Origin of the sequence: Desulfonatronospira thiodismutans ASO3-1 (assembly GCF_000174435.1) — a bacterium.
Lineage (GTDB): Bacteria > Desulfobacterota > Desulfovibrionia > Desulfovibrionales > Desulfonatronovibrionaceae > Desulfonatronospira > Desulfonatronospira thiodismutans.
The window spans coordinates 946,541-972,671 of record NZ_ACJN02000001.1 but is presented as its reverse complement, the minus strand read 5'-3'; the positions used below and the strand labels follow the sequence as shown (position 1 = coordinate 972,671).

Annotated in this window: 20 protein-coding genes and 1 tRNA gene; 4 read left to right on the top strand and 17 right to left on the bottom strand. The window is 52.3% G+C overall.

Going from position 1 to position 26,131, the window contains the following annotated elements; all coding sequences use genetic code 11:
• Positions 1-57: 57 nt before the first annotated feature.
• The 10 genes from DTHIO_RS04405 to rfbB form a co-directional block, all read right to left on the bottom strand.
• On the bottom strand, positions 58-1,347 hold the full coding sequence (locus DTHIO_RS04405) for a MiaB/RimO family radical SAM methylthiotransferase (RefSeq protein WP_008869147.1): 1,290 nt from the start codon (positions 1,345-1,347) through the stop codon (positions 58-60).
• Positions 1,348-1,358: 11 nt separating this feature from the next.
• Entirely contained in the window at positions 1,359-2,393 is a 1,035-nt protein-coding gene (gene mnmA, locus DTHIO_RS04400; protein WP_008869146.1) for a tRNA 2-thiouridine(34) synthase MnmA, read from the bottom strand.
• Positions 2,390-3,859, bottom strand: coding sequence for an Asp-tRNA(Asn)/Glu-tRNA(Gln) amidotransferase subunit GatA (gatA, locus tag DTHIO_RS04395; protein ID WP_008869145.1), 1,470 nt, complete (start codon positions 3,857-3,859; stop codon positions 2,390-2,392). Before gatA ends, mnmA begins: the two co-directional genes overlap by 4 nt.
• A gap of 16 nt (positions 3,860-3,875) precedes the next feature.
• Positions 3,876-4,160: an Asp-tRNA(Asn)/Glu-tRNA(Gln) amidotransferase subunit GatC gene (gatC, locus tag DTHIO_RS04390; RefSeq protein ID WP_008869144.1), complete on the bottom strand. Its 285-nt coding sequence runs from the start codon at positions 4,158-4,160 to the stop codon at positions 3,876-3,878.
• 115 nt (positions 4,161-4,275) lie between these two features.
• Positions 4,276-6,216 (bottom strand): type 1 periplasmic-binding domain-containing protein, encoded by a 1,941-nt coding sequence (locus DTHIO_RS04385; RefSeq protein WP_144311438.1) that lies wholly within the window; start codon positions 6,214-6,216, stop codon positions 4,276-4,278.
• Between the two features lie 571 nt (positions 6,217-6,787).
• Entirely contained in the window at positions 6,788-8,710 is a 1,923-nt protein-coding gene (dnaK, locus tag DTHIO_RS04380) for a molecular chaperone DnaK (protein ID WP_008869142.1), read from the bottom strand.
• 76 nt (positions 8,711-8,786) lie between these two features.
• Complete coding sequence (grpE, locus tag DTHIO_RS04375) at positions 8,787-9,440, bottom strand: nucleotide exchange factor GrpE (protein ID WP_008869141.1); 654 nt, start codon at positions 9,438-9,440, stop codon at positions 8,787-8,789.
• Between the two features lie 49 nt (positions 9,441-9,489).
• Positions 9,490-10,551 (bottom strand): heat-inducible transcriptional repressor HrcA, encoded by a 1,062-nt coding sequence (hrcA, locus tag DTHIO_RS04370; RefSeq protein WP_008869140.1) that lies wholly within the window; start codon positions 10,549-10,551, stop codon positions 9,490-9,492.
• A 329-nt stretch (positions 10,552-10,880) separates the two neighbouring features.
• On the bottom strand, positions 10,881-11,741 hold the full coding sequence (gene rfbD / locus DTHIO_RS04365) for a dTDP-4-dehydrorhamnose reductase (RefSeq protein WP_008869139.1): 861 nt from the start codon (positions 11,739-11,741) through the stop codon (positions 10,881-10,883).
• The gene (rfbB, locus tag DTHIO_RS04360; protein WP_008869138.1) at positions 11,738-12,757 is read right to left on the bottom strand and encodes a dTDP-glucose 4,6-dehydratase; all 1,020 of its coding nucleotides are present in this window, start codon (positions 12,755-12,757) and stop codon (positions 11,738-11,740) included. Before rfbB ends, rfbD begins: the two co-directional genes overlap by 4 nt.
• Positions 12,758-13,086: 329 nt before the next feature.
• Here rfbB and DTHIO_RS04355 point away from each other — a divergent pair.
• A tRNA-Val gene (locus tag DTHIO_RS04355) sits at positions 13,087-13,162 on the top strand.
• Between the two features lie 93 nt (positions 13,163-13,255).
• On the opposite strand, the gene DTHIO_RS04350 is transcribed toward DTHIO_RS04355, so the two are convergent.
• From DTHIO_RS04350 to DTHIO_RS04320, 7 genes are all read right to left on the bottom strand, one after another.
• Positions 13,256-13,681 (bottom strand): J domain-containing protein, encoded by a 426-nt coding sequence (locus DTHIO_RS04350; RefSeq protein ID WP_008869137.1) that lies wholly within the window; start codon positions 13,679-13,681, stop codon positions 13,256-13,258.
• 12 nt (positions 13,682-13,693) lie between these two features.
• On the bottom strand, positions 13,694-15,844 hold the full coding sequence (locus DTHIO_RS04345) for a hypothetical protein (protein ID WP_008869136.1): 2,151 nt from the start codon (positions 15,842-15,844) through the stop codon (positions 13,694-13,696).
• Positions 15,844-17,571: an Hsp70 family protein gene (locus tag DTHIO_RS04340; protein WP_008869135.1), complete on the bottom strand. Its 1,728-nt coding sequence runs from the start codon at positions 17,569-17,571 to the stop codon at positions 15,844-15,846. Before DTHIO_RS04340 ends, DTHIO_RS04345 begins: the two co-directional genes overlap by 1 nt.
• Before the next feature lie 70 nt (positions 17,572-17,641).
• Positions 17,642-18,208, bottom strand: coding sequence for a nucleotide exchange factor GrpE (locus DTHIO_RS19515; protein ID WP_008869134.1), 567 nt, complete (start codon positions 18,206-18,208; stop codon positions 17,642-17,644).
• 817 nt (positions 18,209-19,025) lie between these two features.
• Positions 19,026-19,487, bottom strand: coding sequence for a tRNA (cytidine(34)-2'-O)-methyltransferase (locus DTHIO_RS04330; protein ID WP_008869133.1), 462 nt, complete (start codon positions 19,485-19,487; stop codon positions 19,026-19,028).
• The gene (locus DTHIO_RS04325; protein ID WP_008869132.1) at positions 19,487-22,693 is read right to left on the bottom strand and encodes a DEAD/DEAH box helicase; all 3,207 of its coding nucleotides are present in this window, start codon (positions 22,691-22,693) and stop codon (positions 19,487-19,489) included. Before DTHIO_RS04325 ends, DTHIO_RS04330 begins: the two co-directional genes overlap by 1 nt.
• A 143-nt stretch (positions 22,694-22,836) precedes the next feature.
• The gene (locus DTHIO_RS04320) at positions 22,837-23,202 is read right to left on the bottom strand and encodes a hypothetical protein (protein ID WP_040417503.1); all 366 of its coding nucleotides are present in this window, start codon (positions 23,200-23,202) and stop codon (positions 22,837-22,839) included.
• 143 nt (positions 23,203-23,345) lie between these two features.
• Between DTHIO_RS04320 and tilS the strand changes: the two genes are divergently transcribed.
• From tilS to DTHIO_RS04300, 3 genes are all read left to right on the top strand, one after another.
• Complete coding sequence (gene tilS / locus DTHIO_RS04315; protein ID WP_008869131.1) at positions 23,346-24,380, top strand: tRNA lysidine(34) synthetase TilS; 1,035 nt, start codon at positions 23,346-23,348, stop codon at positions 24,378-24,380.
• Between the two features lies 1 nt (position 24,381).
• On the top strand, positions 24,382-24,906 hold the full coding sequence (locus DTHIO_RS04310) for a hypothetical protein (RefSeq protein WP_008869130.1): 525 nt from the start codon (positions 24,382-24,384) through the stop codon (positions 24,904-24,906).
• A 234-nt stretch (positions 24,907-25,140) separates the two neighbouring features.
• A complete protein-coding gene (locus DTHIO_RS04300) occupies positions 25,141-26,058 on the top strand; it encodes a carbohydrate kinase family protein (protein ID WP_008869129.1) in 918 nt (305 codons plus the stop codon).
• Positions 26,059-26,131 lie beyond the last annotated feature (73 nt).

Below are 26,131 nucleotides of genomic sequence, written 5' to 3'. Positions count from 1 at the left end.
AATTATAATATGGCGCAATGAACTGGACAGGATTTGAATCTGTAATGTAAAAAAATATTACCAGTATTGCGAGAACACTTCAACCATAAGCTTGGAGTCCTGGATTTTATAGGGAGCTGCGCTGACGGTGTCTCCCGGCTTTAATCCCAGATTCTGGTCCTCTATAAAGCAATCCATGTAGTATTCGCTCATGCCTTTATATGGGGTTTCCATGATCAGGCGCAACTTGTCTTCCCGCAGAAGCTTGCTGGTAAAACGTTGGCGCTTGTGCTTTAAGACCTCTTTTAGTTCACGCGCTCTTTTTTCCTTGACGTGCTGGGCGATCTGGTCCGGCCATCGGGCTGCACGGGTTCCGGGCCTGGGGGAATAGGTGAACACATGGCCGTAGGACAGAGGCAGGGCCTCTGTCAGTTTGAGAGTTCGTTCAAAGTAATCCGGTTTTTCCCCGGGAAATCCCACCAGAAAATCTGCTCCCATGGAATAAAAAGGTATGGTTCTTTCCAGACGTTCAACAAAAAAGATGGCCTTGGCTGGATGGTAGTGATCGCGCCCCATGCGGGTTAAAACCCAAGTGCAGCCGCTTTGCAGGGACAGGTGGAAATGAGGGCAGATCAGGACGGAGGAGGAAATGATGTCTATGCCCCGGGAATCAAGCATGGCCGGATCCAGGGAGCTCAGGCGCAGGCGCATCCTGTCTTCCCACTCAGAGGCCAGGTTTTTTTCCAGGTAGCAGATGAGATCCCAGAAATCTTCCCTGGCATCCAGATCCACCCCGTACATGCCCAGATTGATTCCGCTTATGACTATCTCCCTGTAGCCCCGGTTCAAAAGCCCCTGGATTTCTCTGAGCACAACTTCCGGGGGGCGGCTGACGGGTGCACCGCGGGAGGCAGGAACTATGCAATAGGAACAGCCCCTGGAGCAGCCGTCCTGAACCTTGACCACAGGTCTGGCCCGGAAATAGCTGGTGATCCAGTAATCCAGGCCGGGATCACCGGCATGCGGGTCTGGAAACGGGGACGCAAGAATAGAGGTCTTGCGGGACTGGGGAACCACCAGGTCTACTTCTTCCAGGGCCCCCAGTTCTTCTTCAAAGATCTGTGCGGCGCAGCCGGTAACAATGATGCGGGCCTGCGGGGCCTGGACGCGCAGACGCCGCAGGGTTTTTTTCAGGTCCTTTACGGCCCTGGCGGTGACAGCACAGGAGTTGACATAAATATATCCGGCCTGTTCAGGGCCGTCTGCAGGGACCAGACCCTGTCGCTGCAGGGCCTCGGAAATGGCCTGGGATTCGTACTGGTTTACCCTGCATCCAAGGGTGGTCATGAAAAAATAAGCTGAAGACATGGCTTTACCGACTATTCCTGTTGAATTATGCCCCCGGCCAGGACCTGTCCCTTTGGGGAATAAACCGCTGCCACCTGTCCTGGAACCGGCAGGCCCGGCTCGCCCTTGTAGCGTACACGCATCCGCTGCCCCCATAGTTCTACTTCAGCAGGGCGGGCTTTCTGACGGTACCTGGTCTGGACCAGAAGGTCCAGGGGCCATTTCCGGGGCTCTTCCAGGATATTCACATCCCGGGCTTGGAATTCCCCGGCTCCCAGTTCCTCCCTGGCTCCTACCACCAGGGTGTTGCTGGCAAGGTCCTTGCGCAGCACGTATAAAGGGTGCTTAAAAGCGATGCCCAGCCCGCGTCTCTGGCCCGGGGTGTAGCGCCACAGCCCCTGGTGCCGTCCCAGGGTGCGGCCCGAAGAATCAACTATGGGGCCGGGCAGGGGCTCATGGCTTTTTTCAAGCCTGCCGGCTATAAAATCCCGATAATCCCCGGGAATGAAACATATCTCATTGCTTTCCTCCCTGGCGGGGACAGTGATGTTTCTGTTCTGCAAAAACTCCTGCATGCTGGACTTGAAATGATGATACATGGGAAATTTTGCCCGGGCAAGCCTCCGGGGAGGGACAAGGCACAGAAAGTAGCTCTGGTCCTTGGCCTGGTCCAGGGCCCGCATCAAAACCGGGCCTGAACTGTTTTTTTTAATTCCCGCATAATGGCCGGTGGCCAGGGCCGAGGCTCCAAGCTCCAGGGCCCGGTCCAGCAACAGCCCGAATTTTATGCGCATGTTGCAGCGGGCGCAGGGGTTTGGGGTCAGACCATCCAGGTAATCCTGGACAAAGGGATCAATCACCCGGGCGGCAAATTCATCCTGCAGCAGGGTGACATGCATCTCCACGCCCAGGCTGGTGCAGATGCCCTTGAGTCTTTTCTCCAGGTGTTCATCCAGGCGGGGGAAAAACCGGGCATGAAGCGCCAGAACGTCATGGCCTTCTTCCCGGAGCATTACCAGGGAGGCCAGGCTGTCCAGGCCCCCGCTTACAGCGACAGCTATTCTCATTCTTTCAGGGCGGCGGGAAAGGGCAGTGCCGGCAGACTCTGCTCCAGGATGCCGGCTGCCTGCAACAGAAGCTCTTCCCCGAATGCCGGACCCATAAACTGAATGCCCACGGGAAGGCCGGTTTCATGGCCCAGGCCCGCAGGTATACTTATTCCGGGAAGGCCGGCCAGGTTCAGGGAGGTGGTAAATATGTCCGTAAGATACATCTGCAGGGGGTCGTCCACGTTTTCTCCCAGGCGAAAGGCGGTAGAGGGAACAACCGGGGAGCAGAGCAGGTCACAGTCTTCAAAGGCCTGCATGAAGTCACGGTGAATGAGCCTGCGTATCTGGGCTGCCTTTTTATAATAGGCATCATAATATCCAGCGGAAAGGACATAAGTGCCGATCATGATCCTGCGCTGGACTTCTTCTCCCAGGGCCCTGGACCTGGTGCGGCGGTACATGTCCAGTAGTTCCCGGGCCTCCTGATCCCTGTAGCCGTACCTGACCCCGTCGTAGCGGGCCAGGTTGGAAGAGGCCTCGGCCATGGCTATGATATAATATGCAGCAACTCCGTGCTGTACGTGGGGAAGGTCCACCGGAACGGTCCGGGCTCCGGCCTCCCGGATGGTTTCCAGAACCTTTTTACAGGCTGAATCCACTTCAGGGCTCATTTTTTCTTCCCAGTACTGCCGGGGAAGTCCTATGCGCAGGCCATGAAGATCTTTTCTTTTTTCCAGGGCGTCCAGGTAATCCGGAACAGGGGCGCTGGAAGAGGTGGAATCCAGGGGGTCATGACCGGATATGACATTTAAAACTGCTGCGCTGTCAGGAACACTCAAGGTCATGGGTCCAGCCTGGTCCAGTGAAGAACCAAAAGCCACAAGCCCGTATCTGGAAACCCGGCCATAAGTGGGCTTCATGCCCACCACCCCGCAAAATGAGGCCGGCTGACGAATGGAGCCGCCGGTATCGGTTCCAATGGAGCCCAGGGACTGTCCTGCGGCCATGGATGCAGCCGACCCTCCGCTGGAGCCCCCGGGTACACGGGACAGATCCCAAGGGTTGGACGTTGTCTGCAGGGCCGAGTTTTCAGTGGATGAACCCATGGCAAACTCGTCCATGTTGGTTTTCCCCAGGATTATGGCCCCGGCCTGCCTCAGCCGCTGTACCAGAGTGGCATCATAACCCGGGGTGAAGTTTTCCAGGATTCTGGAACCGCAGGTAGTGGGAGTGCCCCGGGTGCAGATGACATCCTTGATGGTCATGGGCACGCCCCACAATGGCTTTTCATTGTCCGGACCCTGCCGGTCCATCTCTCTGGCCTCTTCCAGGGCCTCTTCTTCCCGGATATGCAGCATGGCCCTGATGCCTGGTTCAGTCTGGCGAATGTTGTCCAGGTATTCCTCAACCACTTCAGAGGCCTTGATTTCTTTTTTCTGCAGCAGCAGCCTGGTTGTGCAGAGGGTTCTGGTGTCTTGGTACACTTGTGCTCACCTTTTGCTAGATTATCCTGGGGACAATAAAGTATTCTCCGTCATGGTGCGGGGCACTGGCCAGTATGTCGCTGCGCCGGCAGGTTTTGCGGGTTTCATCCTCGCGCAGAACAGAAATGTTTTCCGAAGGTGAATAAAAAGGCTCCACCCCGGAAGTGTCCACCTGGTTGAGGCTGTCCATGTATCCGATGATGTCCCGGAACTGGACAGCGAATTTTTCGGCCTGCTCCGGGGATGTTTCCAGCCTGGCCAGTGCAGCTATCCTGCTTACGTATTCTTTATCAATATTCACTCTTCTGTTCTCCTGATATAACGGATTACGTGTTATGGATTATCCAGGCAAGCATGTGCTGCTCTTTGCTGTCTGCGAAACAGTTTTCAGAAATTTACTGAATCTGCTGAGACCGTTACTCTCTTTCCTGTTCCCTTAAACGCTCCAGCCACATGGCTCTTCTTTGTTTCCTGGATTCTATGGTCCATTTCATGGCTTCGGGCTCCACTGGCTGAAGCTCATGGCGATCCATCCGGAACACGAAGAGGTCCTGTGATGCTTTGCCCTCATCGTCCCAGTTTATAGGGGCCATGCTCCAGGAGTCGAACTCGTTTCCGGACAAAATGCGGTTGACTTCATCATTGTTTTCAGGTGAAGGCATATTTCCCAGCCTGGAGGCGAATCTTACAAAGTCGTAGCCCAGGGCCACCCAGAAATCCGCTTCTCCCTGAAGACTGTCTTCCAGGCCTTCACTGAGCTGTCTGGCAGGGGGTGAGGGATTGTGACTGTTCCATGCCCCGCAGCTTAAAGCCAGGGAGAAGAACTGCTGTTCCAGGGTCCCGGGAGAGTACCCCTGGTACCAGAGCATGGGGCCCATAAATACTAAGTGATCCACATTGAAGTAGAAAAACTGGGGTATAAGCCCCTGGGCCCTGGACAAAGTGTCCGGAATGAATACCGCCTCAAAACCGGGGTCAGGGTCCAAAAAAGGGTCATTGGGGTCGGTTATGTCCAGAAATGAGGACACGATGCGGTTCCAGCTGGCGTGATCATCAGTGGGATAACTCTGGATACCCTGGACCTGGGCATCCATGTCCCGGGCTTTTTCCCAGAAAGTTTCAGCATATGAGCGTCCGAAATCCTCCTCGGGATACATCACTGCAAAATTCTCAATGTCCATTTCCTGAGTGCCGATCTTAAGAAGAGCCCTGACCTGATCCCCGGCACTGGAGAAAAAACGCCATCCCTGGCTGCCCTCCTCTTCCATGGTCGGCAGAAAGGTCAGAAAGACCATTTCCCTGTGCAGATCCGCCTCACGTATTTTTTCCCATGCTTCTCCGGACAGGGGGCCACCCGCCAGGGAAACGTTCTGAAGCTTTTTCAACTCTTCAATCCAGCCGGGATTGTTGGTGTTTATGGTCTTGACTCTGACATCCAGGCCGTTACTTAAAAGGTCCCAGTGGGCCTGGCCTGCTCCGCGCATGACTTTCCAGCCCACAGAGGAATAACTGTCGCTTAGAGGCAACAGCAGAGCCATGACAGGAGTGGGCTTGCCCAGCTTCTCCTCCCACTTCTCCAGGACCTTGTTGAAGGGAGTCCGGTAAACCAGCTCACTCTGCCTGGCGATCTCAATCATTCCGGGCCTGAGGGATTCCCACTGGTCATTATCGTCCTGGAGACGGGCGTGAAAATAGGACCACCAGAAAAGGTTGTCCGGGAAATGGAGTTTCTTTTCCCTGTCCATAAATTCAGCAGCTTTTTCGAGTTCTTCAAGGTCCATCTTTAGAAAAAGTCTGCTGCCGGCTTCTTCAATCCATACCTTTTGCTCATCTGTATAAGCAAACTGGCGGATATCTCTTAAAACATCCATTCCTTCAGGGTATCTCTGGCTTTCCAGGTGATGTTCTGCCAGGGTCAGGGCCGTCTTGAGCCGCAGCTCTACAGGTCTGGATTCATCCCTGTAGAGGTTTTGGAGGTAGCGGACGTATTTCTGCTCGGTTTCAGTTTCTTTCAGGGCCATAGAGTAGTAGTGATGCCATTTCCACTTGTCCGCGGCCTCTGGATCCATTTGGGCCCACTTCTCAAGGGCCTGCATGGATTGCCGGTAGTCGCGGTTTTCCCCTGCGCTTACAGCCAGCCTTTTCCAGGCCATGATTTCATGGTCCTCTTCCAGTTCAAATTCTTCCAGGAGCTGAGAATAGAGGTCCTGGGCAGCGGGATGATCCTCGGCCTCCCAGGCCTGGGCAGCCCTTTGCTGCAGGTCCGGTCTGGGAGGGTCGGTGACCACTTTTTTTTCCGCGCATGCGGCAATGAAGAACAGAAGGAGTAAAGCTATAATAAATCGTGTTTTATGCATGGTTATTAAGCCTGACAGGTACAGGTAGATATACTTGGAAAAACTCGGTGTTTGTTTAGAAAACAGGTATTGGGTTTTTTCTGCGACCCTGCGCAAAAAAAGAGGCCCCTTCGGGACAACATCCGAAAAAGGAAGGGATCTCATACAACCACCCCCGGCCCCTCCTTGTCCAAGGAGGGGAGTTTAGTGGAAGTGGTCTCATACAATCACCCCCGGCCCCTCCTTGTCCAAGGAGGGGAGTTTAGTGGAAGTGGTCTTCATACAACCACCCCCGGCCCCTCCTTGTCCAAGGAGGGGAGTTTAGTGGAAGTGGTCTTCATACAACCACCCCCGGCCCCTCCTTGGCTAAGGAGGGGAGTTTACGCCGTGCACGTAATCCAGCGGGGCAGGGTGTCAGATAAAGTTACCTACATGTTTGTTTGAAATTTGTACTATTGTCTATTGAGCACACTTTGGGCCTGAGCCTATTCCGGTAAAAAATATAGTGGATCGTTACTTAAGATAAAAAAAGCCCGGGCCTTTAGTTGCCCGGGCTAGAATAGGAACTGGTTCAACCTGCTGTCAAGACAATTTATTTCTTGTCGTTGACCTCGGTGTAATCTGCATCCACCACATCTTCTTCGGCGCTTTGAGCACCCTGCTGTCCGGTCTGGGCCTCGCCCTGGTCCTGCTGCCCTGCTTCGCCGGACTGGGTCTTCTGGGCGTAAAGCTTTTCAGCCAGTTTGTGCGAAGCCTGGGACAGGTCTTCTGTAGCCTTGCGGATGGCTTCCTCGTCTTCGCCTTCCATGACGTTTTTTAGTTCCTGAATCTTGTTTTCTATGTCCGCCTTGAGTTCGGCATCCAGGTTTTCGCCCAGGTCCCGGATGGACTTTTCAGTGGTGTAGATCAGGGTGTCGGCATGGTTTCTGGCTTCGATGAGTCTTTGTTTTTTCTTGTCTTCCTCGGCATGGCTTTCGGCTTCCTTGACGAGATTGTTTATCTCTTCTTCGGACAGACCGCTGGAAGCAGTGATCTGGATGGACTGCTCCTTGCCGGTGCCGGTATCCTTGGCCGAGACGTTGACCAGACCGTTGGCGTCGATATCAAAGGTGACCTCGATCTGAGGTACGCCGCGGGGTGCCGGGGGGATACCGGTGAGCTCAAAGCGGCCCAGAGTCATGTTGTCTGCTGCCATGGGGCGCTCTCCCTGGAGTACATGGATGGAAACCGAGGGCTGATTGTCCGCAGCCGTGGTGAATATCTGGCTCTTGCGGGTGGGGATGGTGGTGTTGCGCTCGATGAGCTTGGTGAACACGCCGCCCATGGTTTCAATACCCAGGGACAAGGGAGTTACGTCCAGAAGCAGGACATCCTTGACATCTCCAGCAAAGATGCCGCCCTGGATGGCTGCGCCCATGGCCACGACCTCGTCGGGGTTGACGCTCTTGTTGGGGTCTTTGCCAAAGAATTCGGATACCTTTTTCTGTACCAGGGGCATCCTGGTCTGGCCGCCCACAAGGAGTACCTGGTTGATGTCGTTGGCCTTGAGATCCGCATCGCTCAAGGCCTTTTCGCAGGGTCCGATGGTCCTTTGCACCAGGTCTTCCACCAGGCTCTCCAGTTTGCTCCTGGTAAGCTTCATGTTCATGTGCTTGGGGCCGTTTTGATCCGCAGTGATAAAGGGCAGATTGATATCTGTTTCCATGGTGGTGGAAAGTTCTTTCTTGGCCTTTTCAGCAGCTTCCCTGAGCCTCTGCAGAGCCATGCGGTCCTGGGAGAGGTCGATGCCGTTCTCCTTTTTGAATTCATCCACCAAGTGATTAATGATACGCTGGTCAAAGTCCTCTCCGCCCAGGAAGGTGTCGCCGTGGGTTGAGCGCACTTCCACCAGGTTGTCGCCCACTTCCAGGATGGATATGTCGAATGTTCCACCACCCAGGTCAAAGACAGCTATCTTTTCGTTGACATTCTTGTCGGCACCATAAGCCAGGGATGCGGCAGTAGGTTCGTTGATTATGCGTTTTACCTCAAGTCCGGCAACGCGGCCGGCATCCTTGGTGGCCTGGCGCTGGCTGTCGTTGAAATAGGCCGGAACGGTTATGACCGCCTCGGAAACAGTTTCCCCGAGGTATGATTCTGCGTCGCTTTTGAGCTTCTGCAGGATCATGGCCGATATTTCCGGCGGGCTGTAAGTGTTGTCGCCCACCTGCACGTAGGCGTCGTCGTTTTTGCCTTTTACAATTTTGTAGGAGCACCTCTCGATCCAGTTCTTGAGCACCGGGTCGTCGTACTGACGGCCCATGAGCCGCTTGACTGAATAAACAGTCTTTTCCGGATTGGTCACGGATTGCCTTTTGGCGATTTCCCCGACCAGACGTTCTTTATCTGTAAAAGCTACAATGGATGGGGTTGTGCGTCCGCCTTCAGGGTTGCTTATGCACTTGGCTTCCTTGCCTTCCATCACATATACGCAACTGTTGGTGGTTCCCAGGTCGATTCCGATTATCTTGCCCATATTAACAAGCCTCCTTGAAATAGTCTTTGAAGTTGTTTGAATTCATAAGTCTCCTGAAAAAGTTGTAAAGACGATGTTATTCATTTTTTTCAGGAGAACACTGTTTGCTGACAAGGACTTTGGCCGGTCTTACCAGCCTGTCTCCCAGCAGGTAGCCTTTCTGCATGACCTGGCATATCTTGCCTTCGTCCATGTCCTCGCGCTCCTGCTGGGCCATTGCCTCGTGAAAGTTGGGGTCAAAGTCTTCCCCCTCGCTGCCAACCTGCTTCAGGTTGTTCTTTTCCAGTACCTGGTAGAACAGGTTGAGGGTCATTTCCACTCCCTGGGCCAGGTCTTTGCAGGCTTCATTCTTGCGCCCGTGTTCCAGAGCCAGTTCCAGATTGTCTATAACCGGAATGACTTCCTCGATAAAGGAAGATACGGCATATTTGCAGTATTCCTCCTTCTCTCGGGCCAGGCGTTTTTTGTAATTCTCCGAGTCTGCTATGGCCTTGAGGGCCTGGTTCTTCTGTTCACGCAGAAGTTCGCAGTCGGGGCAGATATTCTGCCTGCAAAGATCTTTCATTTCCTGCTCCGAGATGTGTGAGCCTGCTTCCTCTCCGGAAAAGTCGAGGTACTCCCCCTCCTGTTCCCAGGAGTCTTCTTCCTGCCTGGGATATTCTTCCCGGGATTTGTCCCGGGTTTCGTTTTCTTTTGGTTTTTGTTCCTTGTTGTAATCTTCCCTGGACATGTATCAACCTCCGTATTTGATCTTTTCCCTGAGTATGATTTTTTTCAGTTCAAGTGTTAATGCTTGAATCCTTGTTGTTTTCATAAAGTTCGCGAAATATCTGACTAAGAATTCTGGCGGTCAAGTCAACAGTCGGGATTATCCTGGAGTAATTCATACGGGTGGGGCCGATAATACTCACGTGACCCACGGAGTCGTCCTGCAGGCTGTATGGAGAGGAGATAACCGCGTAGTCGCTGAGTTCTTCCCAGTCCTGCTCCTGCCCCATGAGAATGCTCAGTCCGTCGCTTTCCAGGGTGTTGTCTAAGAGTTTAAGCAGCTTGGACCTTTCTTCCAGAAGCCTGAAGACTTCGCGCATCTTGGACAGGTCGGTAAAGTCGGTGTCCTGAAAAAGGTAATGCGTGCCGTCAACGTAAACCTGGCGGTTGTTTCCGGGATCGAAGGATTCCCGGGCCAGTTTCAGGGCGTTCTGGTACAGGTGGTCAAACTGTCTGCGGGCTTTTTCCATCTGGCTGACTATGCTGGTACGGACCTGCTGCAGGGTCTTTCCCTGGTAATGGTCGTTTAAGTAGTTGCTGAACTTGACCAGGTCGTCAGCAGAAATGTCGGAGTCCACATTTACCACCTTGTTCTGCATCATGCCTCCTTCCATGACCAGAATGGACATGACCAGGCCGGGGCGCAGCAGGATAAAATCTATATGCTTCCAGCGGATGTTTTTCTGGCTGGGAGTTACGACCAGGCTGATCTGGTTGGATAGCGAGGACAGAACCTTGGATGCCTGGCTCAGGGTATTGGTCAGATCAGGCCCCACCTCTGAAAGGGAAGACTTGATGGTCTCTTCAAGCCCCCCAGGCAAAAGTTCCAGGTCCAGTTTAGAATCTAAGTAATATCTGATTCCCTTGGTGGAGGGTATTCTTCCTGCGGATGTGTGCGGCTGTTCAATATACTTTTCCTCGGCCAGGTCAGCCATGATATTTCTAATGGATGCCGGGCTCAGGTTCAGGCTGGACTGCCTGGCCACGGTCCTGGAGCCCACGGGCTGGCCGCTTTGTATATAGTTTCTGACTATGGTGAACAGGACATCTGCTTGTCTTTGATCCAGGGTCATAATGTGCACCTCGTTAGCACTCTTGTGTTGAGAGTGCTAATCAAGTAACAACGCCACCCCTTTCTGTCAAGACGGCAGGACCGGACCCTGGCAAAAGGTAACCATTGAGGGCGTGACTGGGGACAGTCCCCGCGACACCTTGCCCTCACAATCACCAAAGTTACAAGCGCAAAATTCTGTGATCCTGCACAGACCTACACAGCGAGGGACAGTCCCCAGGCCTTGTACCAGCAATCAACACCGAGAACCCCCTGAATGGTTACGGAAAAAGTGCACGCAAAGATCTGCAGAGTGGTTGTAAAACCGTACGGCCTCATTGGTGCCGGGCTTTATTCGTGTACCTGGAAGACATATTCGCGCAGGGCGTGTACCCAGGGACGCGGGGTGATACCTGTGACCATGGAGAATTTGGAAGTGTCCAGCACGGAATAGGACGGGCGTCTGGCCTTTTGGGGATATTCCCCTGATGAAACTGGATTCACCCTGGAGCTCAGACCTGCGCACATAAGGGCTTCCGAGGCAAGCTCACACCAGGATGCCTGGCCCTTGTTGACCACGTGAAAAAGACCGCTGGTCTGTTTTTTCACCAGTTCCAGGGAGTACCTGGCCAGGTCCAGGGTGCAGGTCGGTGAGCCGGTCTGATCGTGGATGACGCTTAAAGGCCGGCCTGATTCAGCCATCTGGATCATTTTGCTTACGAAATTGGTCTTGAAGGGCCCAAAGAGCCATGCTGAGCGAAGAATAAGCAGCCCGTCCCAGGGGCTCTGCATCAAGAGCTCTTCTCCGGCCAGCTTGCTTCTGCCGTAAACACAAAGGGGGCGGGGGGTATCGTCGGTGCTGTAAGGGGTGTTTTTTTTGCCATCGAAAACATAGTCCGTGCTGTAGTGCACAAGGCCCACATTGTTTTCCCGGCACACCTGCCCCAGGATACCGGGAAGGTCCCTGTTGAGGCGATAGGCCTCATCCTGGTCTTCTTCAGCCTGGTCCACACCGGTATAGGCAACTGCATTGGCCACCAGGTCAATATTATTTTTCCGGATGGTGTCTTCAACCTGCCGGGCATCAAACAGGTCCAGCTCCTTACGCCCGGGGGCCAGGGCCTTTAATCCCTCACCCTGCATTACCTGCACAAGGGCCTGCCCCAGAAGGCCTGTGCGGCCGCCGGCTATGAGAACTGTGGGTGAATTCATTCCCGCTCCTTGTACCATTTGTCCATAAAGCGGATATAATCCCCCGATTTGATGGAGTCCACCCATTTATTGTTGTTCAGGTACCAGTTGATGGTCAATTCTAAGCCTTCAGTGAACTTTACGCTGGGCTCGAATCCCAGGTCTTTTTTGGCCAGGGTGAAATCCATGGCGTAGCGCAGATCATGCCCGGGCCTGTCCTGGACAAACCTGATGAGCTTGTGGGACTTGCCCATGATGTCCAGAATTTTTTTGATCACATCCAGGTTTTTGTACTCGGCGTTGCCCCCGAAGTTGTAGATGGAGCCAGGGCCGGCCTTTTCAATGCAGAGCTTGATGCCCCGGCAATGATCCGAGACATAGATCCAGTCCCTTATGTTTTCACCCTGTCCGTAAACCGGGATGCTCTCGTTATCCCTTGCCCGGAGAAAGGTAAGGGGTACAAGTTTTTCCGGAAACTGGAACGGTCCGTAATTGTTGGAACAGCGGGTTATGGTCACCGGGAAATGATAGGTCTTGAAAAAGGCCCGGCACAGAAGGTCTGCCGAGGCCTTGGAGGCTGCATAAGGGCTGTTGGGGGCCAGAGGGGAGTCTTCCTTGAAGCTGCCCTGGGGGCCGAGGCTGCCGTATACCTCGTCGGTGGAGACCTGGATGAATTTTTTGATGCCCGCCTGGCGGGAAGCTTCCAGGAGGTTGTATGTCCCCTGGGTGTTGGACTGGATAAACATTCCCGGCTCATTAATGGATCGATCAACATGGGATTCCGCTGCAAAATTGACAATAACGTCGATGCTGTATTTTTTCAGCAGGTCCGGCACCAGTTCCGCGTCACAGATATCACCATGTTCAAAAAAGTAGCGGGTTCCGGCATACCTTTCCTCCACGGATCTGAGGTTTTCCAGGTTGCCTGCATAAGTGAGCTTGTCCAGGTTGATGAGAGTATGCTGGCTTTCATTGAGCATGAAGTAGATAAAATTGGTGCCGATGAATCCGCATCCACCGGTAACTAAAATGTTCATTATTCCTCCGGAAGTATTTTAAACTTGTTTTAGTCTGACCAGGATGCCTTGTAGGAATCAGAGATCAGAAGTCAGAGATCAGAAGTTGGAAGTTATTAAAAAATCAGATAGTTATTATGTCAGGAATTAGTTCCGAAATTACTTTTGCCGGCTATTGTCATTCTCAAGAGCAGGAGTAAATTTCAAAAGCAAGTGCGGGACAGCCAGGTTTTCGATGTTCTGCAGTCACGTCTTATATTGGAAAAAATACCGGCTGTTCAAGGATAATCCGGTGAGTTTATGTAAAAAACTGTTGCCCTTTGCCCGGGTATGGTTTATATAATTTTTATGGGCGGTTAACTCAGCGGTGAGAGTGCCATCTTCACACGGTGGAAGTCCGGAGTTCAAATCTCCGACCGCCCACCACCCCTGACTTTAAAACAGCGCCATAATTTTTACCCTGTTGCGCCTTTTTTTATCAGCTGCAAACACTGCGGCACATGTCCTATGTCGTATTTATTATCCTGCCCCTTCATTCCGGCCGGTTTCTTCGGCAGTTTTATACTTAATTCCCTTTTTTTCAATATCCTGAAGCAGTCCGCTTATTTTCTGCCTTACTGTCCTGACATTCAAAACAGGTTCCAGGGTCATAGGGTCCATAAGCAACTCCTCTTTCTTCTTTTTTTCTGTCGCCTCCGTTCCGGCCTGCTTGATTATCAGGCTGGTAATCTGGTCCGTGCTTTCGGCGCGGGCTAATTCTCTGGTGATGTCCGCAAGAGTTGAGGGGTCCAGGCTCAGTCTTTCGTAGGCACATTTAATTCTCCGGAATTTTTCCGGAAAATGCTCCGGATGATATCTGCGGGACAACTTTATGTATGATTTGCGGATACTTTCCTGGTCTGCGTCGCGATCAACCCTCAAAATCCGGTGGTCTTGCTCCAGCATTTGCTGTTCTCCTTAACTGGACTTTTTTTCCTGATCCTGCATCAGATCCAGCATACTGTTTTGTTTCAGGGCCTGCTTCTTCCCTTTTTTTCCACCTTTGGCCTGCTTCTGAGGGAATTTTGCATTCATTGTGTTCACTGCATTCTGAAAATCCTGGTGCGAGGCCAGGGTGGTGAACAGATCTTTTTCCGCCCAGATATCCCGGACCATGCCGGCCAGGACTTTCATTTTTTTATAGGCGATCACCTTGACCAGATGATCCCAGGCTTCGATGCGGTTAAAATGTTCCAGGTTGTGTTTTATAAGCTGGGCCATAAATTTATTTTTGTATGGAGAAGACGGCCAGGTAAGCATCCAGAGGATAATCTTGTGCAGAGTATCGGGCGGAGGCATATACTTGGTAAAAAAATCTGCCTCTTTTGCGTTTGCGGGCATCGTCCTCCCGGATGTATTTGCGCTCAAGTTCAACAGGCCGAACACTGGCGATTCCGGTCCCAGTTCCTTGAGAAAGGCTTCCAGTAAATGCTGCGGAATCTCTTCCCATAGGAACCAGTCGGTCTCTCTGTAGGACGGGCTGTACAGGCTTTGAAATTCGTGATCCAGGATGGAAACCAGCAAAGTTTCAATGGCAAAACGGTAATCTTCCCGGCTCAGGCATGCTTTCCAGCCCCGGAGTATTTTTTCTGTGTACATCCAACCAGGCAGGACCAGGACATAATCTTTTATTTCCTGGTGGCTGATTTTCAAGGGCGCTCTTTTCTGCTGTATCTTTTTTAAGGACTCCAGTGCTTCAGGGGCAGGAGACTGTTCAGACCGTTTATATATCAGCCCCAGAAAGACAGAATCAGGGACAGGCAAGTCGCATAAATTCTTTATCAACCTGTCTAAGAGCATGTAGTTGTCCAGGAATGCCAGTTCCTGATAAAAATCAAACCAGTACTTAAAAGGCGTGGATATAATGGATTCATTGCTGAGCCCCAGCTTTTGGTACAACTCAGCAATTTCCTGGAGATCAGAGCAGGACTGCTGCATATGATCCTTGAGGGCCTTTCTGGCCTGTTTTTCTCCATCTTCCATGGCCAGGTCATGCAGATAGTCAAAAAACTCCTCAAACCGTTCAACCATCTGTTGCATCCGGGCCTGCAACAGGATCATTCTTTCCCTTTCGGACCACACATCAAAGTCCAGCAGTTCCTGGAGGATATAAAGTGAATCAGTATCTTTTTTTCTGATTCTGGACAGAGCCGCAAGCTGACCCTGTACATGGGATGGCAGGTCAGACTGTGCTTCAGGAGCATAACTCTGCAGACCGTAAGAGGCAGTATCTTTCCAGTTCCGGCCCATGATATTGCCTCCCAGGGTCAAAAAGGCCTGGTACATGGCGGTTACCGCCGGATGGCTGCTTTGACTGAACCCTGAACGGTGCAGGTAGCCCTGGACTGAATGGGGATCCATGAAGTGGCCCGGCCTGGAGTACAAAAGGTGCATGGCCTCTGCCAGGACGCGCAGGTTTTTGAGCTCCACGGATTTTTCCTGGAAATTCGTGGTAAAGTAGTCATGAAGCTCCTGGAAATGTTTTCTAATCCTGGTCAGGGGTTTGACTGAAGGTGTTTGAAAATTAATAGCGGCAAGATTGTTGAACTCCCTGGCCGCCCGGGCGGCCAGGGAAAGGTGCTTTTCATTCTTCCTGGCCCGGGTGAGCCCGCCTTGGACGTACAGGTGCAGGGCCGACATATTCCCGCAGAGGATTTCTCTTAGCCCCTGGGCCAGTTCTGCAAAAGGATCAGGCAGATCCCGGGGCAGGCTGTCGGCCATGCCCGGATATCCCCGGCCGTGATAAACATCAATCAAGGCCTGCACCACATTCAGGCACTGCGTGTTTTCAGAGTTCAGGTCCGGTGCCTGCTTCAGACCTTTATGCACATTCTCCAGGGTTTCGATTTTCTGGTGGTGAACAAGGGTCTTGAGCAGCAGGTTGTAAATGGCCGGGTTCCAGCAGGAAGCCGCACTGGTTTTGGATGCAGTATCCCGGTGCCGCTGGTAAAGGGTGATGAATTCTTCCCAGGCCTCTTTTTTCCAGTAGCCCAGAAGCCTTGCTTCAAGCTTTTTTGAAGGGGACCTGGCTGGTTTGCCTTTTTTGGAGCGCTTGCCTTTTCTGGCCATTACTCTTCTCTTTCCTGCAGTTCGTCCATGTAGTCCACCAGAGTTTCTTCGGCCTCGTCCACAGCGTCTTCGTCGTCTCCCTGCAATGCGTCTTCATAATCCTTTATCAGGGACTTGAGGGTGTTTCTGGAGGCATCCCCGGACAGTTCGTCAAGCATACCGCGGGCCTTGTGCAGTATATAGTTTGTGGTCTGCTGGCTGCCCCGGGGACTTTCATCAGGCTGGTCATCCATATCCGGATCTGAGTCCAGGTCCACCTTTAAAAACATCTGGTCCTGCCTGGAACTGTCCAGATCCACCTCGCGCTTGACGCTGTAGCCTTTCTGCTCCACCCGGACCCGGATGATTCCGTTTAAGTCGTAGCTGTATTCAATGTTTATGGGTGTGCCAGACGGTGCAGGGGAAAGCTGCAGATCAATGGAGCCTATATGCGTATTTTCCCCGGACTGGGTGGATTCGCCCTGGTAGACGCTTACCCTGACCAGGGGCTGGGAGTCGAACACTGTATAGAAAAGCTCGGAGCGGGTAACCGGAATCTGGGTATTACGGGGGATAATGGGGACGCATTTGAGTTTCATGCTCACGGGATCTTCCAGGACCTCGGTACTCAGGGTGTGTGGATTGACGTCTATGAGTACCTGGTGAATATGAGAGCCGCTTATGATGCCTCCCTGAATGGCGGCACCCTTGGCCACGCTCAGGTCGGGGTCCACAGGGGGCAGGCAGGAAGGCCCGAAATACTCCTCCAGCAGGGAGATAACCGCCGGGATGCGGGTGGATCCGCCAACCAGAAGCACACTGTCGATATCCCCGGCTGCAAGGGAGGCTTCCTGCAGGGCTTTTTGCATCTCCTGCCTGGTTGTTTCCAGATAGGGTGAGATCATGGACTCAAATTCTTCCCGGGTGATTTCCAGGGACAGATTGATGTCCTCACTGGATGGGCTGGGGATCAGGGACTCCTCTATAAAGGTGAATGGATGTGCAGACAGGGCTATTTTGGCCTTTTCCGCAGCATCCTTGAGCCGGGCCAGGGCTGGACGGTGTCCGCGCAGGTCTGTGCCGTAAGTGGACATGATCTGCTCCAGGCAGAGATTGACAATGGCCTGGTCAAAATCGTCTCCCCCCAGACTGGTGTTGCCTGTGCTTGCCAGGACCTCGCTCAGTTCGCCCATGCGCAGTACAGAGACATCAAAGGTCCCGCCACCCAGGTCATAGACCAGAACCCGGCTTTCGGGCCTGTCCTGTTTGCCGGGGGTATCCACGTGGTTGTAGAAAAGGGAGGCTGCTGTAGGTTCGTTTATAATCCGTTCTACATTAAGTCCGGCTGCTTCGCCGGCTTGCTGGGTTGCCCGGCGCTGGGCATCGGAAAAATAAGCCGGGACCGTGATGACCACGTTTTCTACTTCCTCCTGGCAGATTTCCCGGGCCTGCTCCTTGAGGTACGTGAGAATGAAGGTGGATATGTTTTCCGGGGTGTATTCACTGTCCTGTACCGGGATCGTTTGTCTGGTGCCCATGATGCGCTTGACTGAACTGACAGTGGTTTCCGGGTACAGGACTTCCCGGTTTTTGGCCCTGGTCCCGACAATGGTTTCACCTTGATCAAAGCTGACTACCGAGGGCACCAGAGGCGAGCCGTTGATGGAAATCACTTCGGGCACTCCCTGGCTTAGACGTGAAATGCAGGAGTTGGTGGTGCCGAGGTCAATACCGAAAATTGTCTTCATAAATATCTCCTGAAGAGCTTGATGGGTGCTTACTTTTACCTGCCGGGAAGAATCCTGGAAGGATCACTGATCATACCTGCTCGCGATGCAGGCTGGGTTCCGGATGTCCGGGTTCACCGTTGCCCGGCTTGTTTATAACCACCACAGCCGGCCGGGTTACCCGGCCTGACACCATAAGTCCAGGGCGGACAACTTCCAGGATGGTGTTTTCCGGGTAATCCGGATGCTGCCGGGTGTCGCAGGCATGATGCCTTGTATCGTCGAATTTTTCTTTCAGATCCAGGATGGGCTCAATGCCCATCTCCTGCAAAAGGGCCGTGTACCTGGACCATACCTGGTTCAAGGCCTGGTCCGATTCATGGTTGCGCAGATAATAAATGGAGAGGCTGTCCGTAAAGCTGGTTATGGCCTGCATGGGAAGCCCGGCATTCATCTGGGCCTGCAGCCTGTCCATTCTGGCTCCTAGTTCATGGAGCATACGTTCGATATTCTGGGCCTGCCTGCGCTCGCGTTTCTGCAGGTTGCGGATCATTTCCTGGATGACCTGCAGATCGTTTTGTTCTTCCTGTTCTTCTGTATCCTCCTGCCGGTCAGGGCTGGTTTTGAACAGTCCTGCAAGCTTTGACCAGATTGACATGAGTTTTCCTTGGCTTTGGGCCGGGGTTTGGTTGATAGCTGCACACAGGGAATGCATGATGAAATCAAAGTATCTGTTTAGCGCTTTGCATGTGGCATGGGGACTGGCTCTTCCGGGACCCACTTGTCCCAAAAAATGAGATGTTTTAAGCACAAAATGATGCTCAAGTGGGTCCCGGAGTGCCTGTCCCCTGCTTTCCTTAAAAGCGCTAAACAGATACAAATCAAAAATGTTTGGTAACTGTTCACTTTAATAATATGATCTCCAGTGGTCCGGAAATTCGGCAAACAGGACGTAAAAACTCGCTCCAAGGAAGCGTAAATCAAAACCTCTTCAAGTTTTTCAACCAGAAAAGCTTCAATTATATTATGCTTTGAATCAAACTTGGTGTTTAACGGTTTTGATTAACGCTTCCTATGTCGTTCAGACAGTTTACGTCCAGTTTGCCGAACCCCCGGCCCCTGGCTTTTCGTCCGCAGGTGGTGAATAGCTACACTGTTTTTCTACTTTAAAAATGATAAAACCAGCACTTGATAATAGATCTGCTTTAAGTCTGTCAAATTCTGACCAGGCGTTAAAGATTCAGGGCAGGCCCTTTTACGTCCAGGGGACAGCTTCATTTGTAACCATTCAGGGGATGCCTCAAACGGCCCGGGGACAGTCCCCGCGACACCTTTTTCAGCACACACAAAAAGTACATGCGCGAAGTTTTGTGAGATTGCACAGTTAGTACTTAGCGGGGGACAGTCCCCAGGGCCTTGTGCAAGTAATCACCACCGAGGAACCCCCTGAATGGTTACCTTCATTTGAGGCTGCATCAGAAATGAGCAGGGGGCATTCCCAGTTGCCTGTAGCCCTCGTAGAGAATTATTCCGGCGGCATTGGAGAGATTAAGGCTTCTTACTTCTCCCCAGATGGGTATTCTTATGAGGTGGTCAGCCTGGGAGGTTATCTTTTCGGGTAGACCCCAGGTCTCGGGACCCAGAATCAGGTGGTCCTGGAAGGAGTAGGAGTGCCGGGTATAGTCTGCACCCTGCCTGGCACTGGTCATTATCAGCCTGTGGCTTTTATCTAAGTTCTGCCGGTATTCTTCCCAGTTTTTCCACAAGGTCAGCTCAACGTGTTCCCAGTAATCAAGCCCGGCCCTTTTGAGATACTTGTCATCCAGGCTGAATCCCAGTGGCCCCACCAGGTGAAGCGGAGTCCGGGTGGCGGCGCATAACCTGGCTATAGCCCCGGTGTTTGGCGGTATCCGGGGCTGATAGAGTACGATGTGCATTATACTTCAAAAAGCATTTCCAGGTCGTCCCGGGTCAGGGATTTCCAGGCGTTCTGACCGGGAATGACGGCTTCGGCAACTCCCTTTTTCTGTTCCTGGAGCTTGAGGATCTTTTCTTCAACGGTGTTTTCACAGATCATCTTGTAGGAGAACACCTGCTTGGTCTGGCCTATACGGTGCGTCCTGTCTGTGGCCTGGTTTTCCACCGCCGGGTTCCACCAGGGATCATAGTGGATGACATAGTCGGCAGCTGTCAGGTTCAGCCCTGTACCCCCCGCCTTGAGGGATATGAGGAAAACAGGGATGTCCGGGTTGTTGTTGAACAGATCCACCTGCTCCAGGCGGTCCTTACTGGAACCGTCCAGGTAGGCATGGGGGATCTCGTTCATATTCAGCCAGGAACGGATGATATGCAGCATCTGGACAAACTGGGAGAATACCAGGACCTTGTGTCCGTCCTCGATTATGTTGGTGGTAAGGTCTTTGAAGGCTTCAAACTTCCCTGAAGGAATGTTGTTGTTCAGCCCGGGCATATTCAGCCGCAGAAGCCTGGGGTGGCAGCATATCTGGCGCAGCTTGAGCAAGGCGTCCAGTATGGACATCTGGCTGGCGGATATTCCCTTTTCGTCCACCCTTTGCAGGACCTGCTCCTTGAGCTTTTTGGCCAGGGCGGAGTAGAGGTCAAGCTGATCATCCATCAGGGCGCTGTAGTATACGTTTTCCACCTTGGGCGGCAGTTCCTGGGCCACCTCGATCTTGGTCCGGCGCATTATAAAGGGTTTTACCCGGTTGCGCAGGTAAGCAAGGCTTTCTTCGTCCCCGTCCTTTATGGGCTTTACAAAGCCTTTCTGAAAGGCGTGCTGCGATCCAAGGAAACCGGGCATGAGAAATTCGAAAAGTGACCAGAGTTCCAGCAGGTTGTTTTCTATGGGTGTCCCGGACAGGCAAAGCTTGAAATCCGCCTGGAGCTTGCGCACAGAGCGTGCGGTTATTGTATTGGGGTTTTTGATGTTCTGGGCTTCGTCCAGGATAATGGCATTGTATTCATGTTCCTGGAGTTCTTCCAGGTCACGGCGCAGCAGGGCGTAAGTAGTAATGATCAGATCGGATTGTTTAATTTTTTTGAACATGCCCGATCTTCTGGATCCATAAATGAGCAGACGCTGCATGGAGGGTACGAATTTCTGCGCCTCACGTTCCCAGTTGGTCAGAACCGAAGTGGGGACCACTATCATGGAGGGGCCTTTTTTGCCTTGCTCCTTTAGTTTCTGTAAAAAGGCCAGGGTCTGGATGGTTTTGCCCAGGCCCATTTCATCGGCCAGTATTCCCCCGAAACGGTATTCATAAAGAAAATTCAGGTAGCTCAGTCCCTGCTGCTGATAAGGGCGCAGTTCTGCGTTAAGACCCTGAGGGGGATCAATCTGCCTGACTTCTTTGAAGGAATGGATTTTTTCCCGCAGTTCGTTCCAGAAGGAGTCGGCCTGAACATTGTCAATGTCATCCAGAATGTTTTCCAGTACAGGCACTTCGTGATTCTGAAATTTCTTTTTGGGGGCTTTCTGCGGGTCAAGCCCCATGGTCTGCAGCTTGTGTTCCAGCTTTTTAATCCAGGATTCGGGCAGACTGGTGTAGGAGCCATCCTTGAGCTGGATATAGCGCTTGCCCTGGATCCAGGCCTTCCATATCTTCTCTATGGGTACCCGTATATCGTCGTATTCGACTTTGATGTCCAGGTTGAACCACTTGTCGTCTTTGGAGGTGTCCACTTTGGCCACAACATTGGGGGGGCTCAGCCTCACCCGGTACCGGGTAAGGTTCTTTTCCCCGTATACCCGGTACTGTTCCACAAGTCTGGGATAGGAATCCAGCAGGAAGGTTATGGCCTCTTCAGGCTCCAGAAACCACATGTTGTTGTTTCTGGATTGGAAACCGATGTTCTGCAGGTTGGACAGAAGTTCTTCTTCTTTGGCCTGTTCTCTGCGCACCAGAAATGACTTGCCCTCGAACTGATAACTCCCGGTCTGCAGGTCCTGGTTGGGACCGGGAAGGGTGATTTCTCCGTGCTCTGTTTCATATACATTCTGGATCTGAAGCGTAAGCAGGCTGCCCTCCTCGTCCAGGTAGAGCTTGGGATTGAACACGGCTGGTACAAAAATGGGGGACATGCGCTCCAGAAACTCTTCATGGCCGTATAGGTCGGAAGTGTGAATCCTGGTCCAGACTCTGTCCAGAAATTCAGAAATTTCACTATGGGGAATAACAGGCTGTTCTGAGACCAGTTCCTGCACCAGGGCGGGGTTGAGACCCGTCTGCACTGGATAGAAGCTGTTTTTCCAGCAGACCCACAAGGGCAGCTGGCCGTAAAAGAATGCTTTTTCTCCTGAGATGGAAAAAGGCAGCTTGCCTTCGCGTCCAAGCATGATATCAAACCCCAGGCCTTCATCTGTAAGCCTGGGGCTAAGCTGCAGGCGCATGGATGTGGTTTCCACGCGTACCGGCTGCTCTGTGTCTTCCCAGAACAGATAATACTCGTTTCTGATGCTCCAGAAAAACCAGGTCAAAAGGCCGGGAGGTATTTCCACCCGGTGTCCGAAATAGTCCAGGGAATAGCCTATCTGGGTTACTACATCCGGAAGCTGGGGGGATATTTCGCACCAGTTGGGGTTGCGGATGATCTGCTCCAGGGTAACGGGATTGAGTACCGATGAAAGCCCGTTTTTGTTCTGCCTGGCCCGGTAGAATTCCACCTGCAGTCGTCCGGGTTCCGGAAAAAACCTGTAAACCAGGTAATGTTGACCCGGCTCGGGCTCCAGCTCGGTGGCAAAGTATATGCGAAAGGTGTGCCGCCATTCAGTCCTGGTGACAGGTGTGTCTTCACCTGTTTCTTCTCTTAGTCCGGCAAGAAACTTCAGGGCGGTGGCACCAATATGTTTGCAGATTCCGGTAAAAGACTCCGGGCAGTTGCAGTGAAAGTTTATGGTTTCACTGTCCAGGTTGAGACCGATTTCGGAGTTGTATACCTGAAAATCCTCTCCCTGGATCCTGCCTTCCAGATCAAGGTACTGATCCCTCTGATTGACATTAATCTTGTGGATGCCGTTTTCGGAGTAGAGTTCCTGGGCGTTTTCCAGAATATATTCAGGTATGTTGTCGTGAATAAATTTTTGAATGATATCCTGTGCTTTTTGTTCTTCGGGACTGAGCATGGGCTTTAGTTTCTCCTCAAATTTCTTGGGTGTTTGCCTTTCTGAAATTATAAAGCAAAGACAAACTTACATCATTTAAACAAAGTCCAACCTTTTTTCAAGCAAAAAAAGAATTTTTTTACATTTCTGAAAAATGGTTATCACTACTGTTTGTCCGGCATGGTTTTTTGTTTTATATCAATCATGTCAGGTTTTCGGTTGACGGAATCTGGGCTGCAGATCCCGACGTCAGGGAAACGATTGTCGGGGCGTTTATCAAAACTTTGAATAGATATTTTTTGCAACCATTCAGGTGGCGCCGGAACCGGCCCGGGAACAGTCCCCAAGTCACGCCAGAGGCGTGAGTACCAGCAATCAATACCGAGAACCCCCTGAATGGTTACTTTTTTTTGGGCTTTAAGGGTTTTTTTTCTTTTTAAAAAAAGGTATGTTACGCCATCACTGACAACGAAAATATTTACTGAAATGTGCTGCAAAAGCTTTTGAAGTTTTCCATAGTGCTGATACACTCTGGTAGAGTCCCATTATTTTTCCGGGTGCAAGCCGGAAGGTTCCAGCATCTTTTTTCGTCTGAATGCCTGGACCCATATCATTGAAAGAGGTTTGTGACAATAGTCACAAACGTAAACTGAAAAATATTTTAAAATCCTGCATGCGCTACTCAAAAATTCAGGACCTGCCCACAAAGTGGGCGCATTTCTGTCTGAACATCTCCTCTTTCGTGCACAGGCAAGCCGGTGTGAGTCTTAAAGGCAAAAAAGTCCTGGCCGGTTTCTCCGGAGGGCCGGATTCGGCAGCCCTTGTCCTGGCTATGCATTATCTGGCTCCCAGCCTGAACATGAAGCTGGAGGCAGCTTATCTGGACCATGGTCTGCGCAGGGAAGCCGGGGAAGATCTGGCCCTGGTGCAGGATACCTGTTCTCAACTGAGCATGAAATTGCACCTGGGCCGAAGCAATGTATCCAGGCTGGCGGGCAGGGGAAGGGGGGGCATTGAAGAGACCGCCCGCAGACTGCGCTACAGGTACCTGCATGGTGTGGCCAGGAAGACCGGAGCTGATTATGTCCTTACGGGGCACCACTTAAATGATCTGGCCGAGGACATTCTCATGCGTCTGCAAAGAGGTACAGGTTGGCCGGGGCTGTCAGGGATGCGGGCTTATGTGCCGGAAAGAAGGATTTTAAGGCCCCTTTTAATGATTCCCAGGAAGTGCATCATGGATTTTCTGGAGACTGCGGGCCAGGGTTATGTGCTTGATGCCACCAACAAAGACAAAACCTTCCTGCGCAACAGGGTAAGGATGTCTCTGGTTCCGGAGTTTGAAGCAATAAATCCCGGTTTTCTGAAATCCATTGCCAATATCTGGAGGCTGGGCCGGGTGGATGCAGATTACTGGGATCATATCCTTGAAGAAGCCCGGCAGGATGTTCAAGAAGAAGATTTAGTGCCCGGGGATTTGCTTTCCGGTATGCACCAGGCTGCCAGGATGCGCTTGTACAAAAAAACACTGGACTCTCTGGGGCCGGGACAGGCCCTGGTGGAGAATATATTCAAGCTGGATGAGCTGTGGCAGAGCCGGAAGACCGGGGCCAGGGTGCAGTTTCCCGGGGACAAGGAGGCTTTAATCAGCAGGGAAGGGATAGAGTTCAGACATATATCCCATGGGACTGAAAAAAAAGGAAGTTAAGATGGATTTACAACTGGCACAGGAAAAGGACGCTGTACTGGGAAAGGATTTTTTGACCTGGCTCTGGTTTAAAAGCGAAGAGCAGAATCACGTGTTCAAGACCAGAGAGGGTGAGGATTTCGCCCTGTGGATGGGGCAGAAGATCGTGGTGGAGGGCGGAGAAGGTGAGAGCCTGGAAAAGGCGGTCTGTACTGGCATGATGTCCAGGCTGCAGGAGGCCAAGCTGGGTCTTGGCACCGGCAAGAAGGTGGTCCAGGCCAGGGTGACCCTGGAAGAAGACAGCAACTCCTGGAGCATGCAGCTGGATGCAGGGATGTTTTCCTTCAACGGGCTAAAGCCGCCGAAAGTGGATACCCAGCTCCAGGAAGGAGAGGACCCCGACGGTGCTTTCCTGGAGAAAATGTACCTGCTGGAGAGGGCCATATACTATACCGATGAGGTGTACTCCATGTTTCTCGGCAAGAGGATGTCTTCAGAATGGAATCAGGAGTGCCAGAGGATCAGGGAGTGGATTTATCAGGATTGATGGTGGTCTGACTGGTCTGACTGGTCTGACTGGTCCGACTGGTTTGACTGATCTGACAGGTCCGACGGGTCTGACAGGTCCGACAGGTCCGACTGGTCCGACAGGTCCGACGGGTCTGATATGTCCGAGGTGTCCGGGATATCTGAGTGCTCGGAGGGAGCCGATGAGCTAGGTCCAGAGATTATGGATCCGGGGGTGAGCTGAAGTCACTGATATTAATGGAGTTGAAGGGATATGCATGAAAATGCTTTTGACAGGGTCCTGGTTTTCGGGGAGGTCCTTTTTGATATCTTCCCGGACCAGTCCAGGGTAATCGGGGGTGCCCCCTTTAATGCAGCCCGTCACCTGCAGGGTCTGGGGCTGGATCCTTTTTTTGTGAGCAGAGTGGGCAGGGATGCTCCAGGAGAGGAGGTCCGGGAGCAGATGCAGCTGTGGGGGATGAACCGGCAGGGCCTGCAGGTGGACCAGGACAGGCCCACCGGTATGGTGTTGGTCAGGTTTAAAGGTGACGAGCCTTATTATGAGATTAAAGAAGAGGTTGCTTTCGATTATATTGAACAAGACCAGGAGCAGAGTTCTTTTGAGGGAAGAACGCTTTTCTACCACGGAACTCTGGCGGCCCGCAGCAGCATTTCAGCCAGCACTCTTTATGCCCTGGCTCAAAAAAAAGACCAGGAAGTGTTCTGCGATATCAACCTGCGTGATCCCTGGTGGAGCAGGGAGCTGGTCAGGGATATCCTGTCCTGGTGTAGCTACTTGAAGGTCAATCTGGATGAGCTTGAAGAGGTGGCCTCAATCCTGGAAATCAGGGAAGAGGGTCTCCAGGCCAGGGCCAGGATGGTGCAGAAGGTCTGCGGGCTAAAATGCCTGGTACTGACCATGGGTGGTGATGGGGCCATGCTTTTTCCCGGAGACCGGGAGCATCTTTTTGCTGCCGCACCGAAAGTAAGTTCTTTCGAGGATGCAGTTGGAGCCGGAGATTCATTCAGCGCCATATTTCTGATGGGCCTTTGCAGGGGCTGGTCATGGGAAAGTATCCTGCAAAGAGCGGTGCGCATTGCTGCGGAAGTATGCTCCATCAAGGGGGCGGTGCCGGAGGAAAAGGACTTTTACAGCAGGTTTGCCCGGTCCGTGATGCATGACGGCCCTTGAACCAGGCCCGTCCCTGCAGACCTGCGTCTGCCAGGGCAAGAACAAGAAACATATTCTTCATTAAATTGACAAG

What these genes read in the sequence shown, in the direction of transcription:
- DTHIO_RS04405 (WP_008869147.1), bottom strand. Translation starts at nt 1,347, where the DNA reads ATGTCTTCAGCTTATTTTTTCATGACCACCCTTGGATGCAGGGTAAAC.
- mnmA (WP_008869146.1), bottom strand. Translation starts at nt 2,393, where the DNA reads ATGAGAATAGCTGTCGCTGTAAGCGGGGGCCTGGACAGCCTGGCCTCC.
- DTHIO_RS04385 (WP_144311438.1), bottom strand. Translation starts at nt 6,216, where the DNA reads ATGCATAAAACACGATTTATTATAGCTTTACTCCTTCTGTTCTTCATT.
- dnaK (WP_008869142.1), bottom strand. Translation starts at nt 8,710, where the DNA reads ATGGGCAAGATAATCGGAATCGACCTGGGAACCACCAACAGTTGCGTA.
- grpE (WP_008869141.1), bottom strand. Translation starts at nt 9,440, where the DNA reads ATGTCCAGGGAAGATTACAACAAGGAACAAAAACCAAAAGAAAACGAA.
- hrcA (WP_008869140.1), bottom strand. Translation starts at nt 10,551, where the DNA reads ATGACCCTGGATCAAAGACAAGCAGATGTCCTGTTCACCATAGTCAGA.
- rfbD (WP_008869139.1), bottom strand. Translation starts at nt 11,741, where the DNA reads ATGAATTCACCCACAGTTCTCATAGCCGGCGGCCGCACAGGCCTTCTG.
- rfbB (WP_008869138.1), bottom strand. Translation starts at nt 12,757, where the DNA reads ATGAACATTTTAGTTACCGGTGGATGCGGATTCATCGGCACCAATTTT.
- DTHIO_RS04350 (WP_008869137.1), bottom strand. Translation starts at nt 13,681, where the DNA reads ATGCTGGAGCAAGACCACCGGATTTTGAGGGTTGATCGCGACGCAGAC.
- DTHIO_RS04345 (WP_008869136.1), bottom strand. Translation starts at nt 15,844, where the DNA reads ATGGCCAGAAAAGGCAAGCGCTCCAAAAAAGGCAAACCAGCCAGGTCC.
- DTHIO_RS04340 (WP_008869135.1), bottom strand. Translation starts at nt 17,571, where the DNA reads ATGAAGACAATTTTCGGTATTGACCTCGGCACCACCAACTCCTGCATT.
- DTHIO_RS19515 (WP_008869134.1), bottom strand. Translation starts at nt 18,208, where the DNA reads ATGTCAATCTGGTCAAAGCTTGCAGGACTGTTCAAAACCAGCCCTGAC.
- DTHIO_RS04330 (WP_008869133.1), bottom strand. Translation starts at nt 19,487, where the DNA reads ATGCACATCGTACTCTATCAGCCCCGGATACCGCCAAACACCGGGGCT.
- DTHIO_RS04325 (WP_008869132.1), bottom strand. Translation starts at nt 22,693, where the DNA reads ATGCTCAGTCCCGAAGAACAAAAAGCACAGGATATCATTCAAAAATTT.
- tilS (WP_008869131.1), top strand. Translation starts at nt 23,346, where the DNA reads ATGCGCTACTCAAAAATTCAGGACCTGCCCACAAAGTGGGCGCATTTC.
- DTHIO_RS04310 (WP_008869130.1), top strand. Translation starts at nt 24,382, where the DNA reads ATGGATTTACAACTGGCACAGGAAAAGGACGCTGTACTGGGAAAGGAT.
- DTHIO_RS04300 (WP_008869129.1), top strand. Translation starts at nt 25,141, where the DNA reads ATGCATGAAAATGCTTTTGACAGGGTCCTGGTTTTCGGGGAGGTCCTT.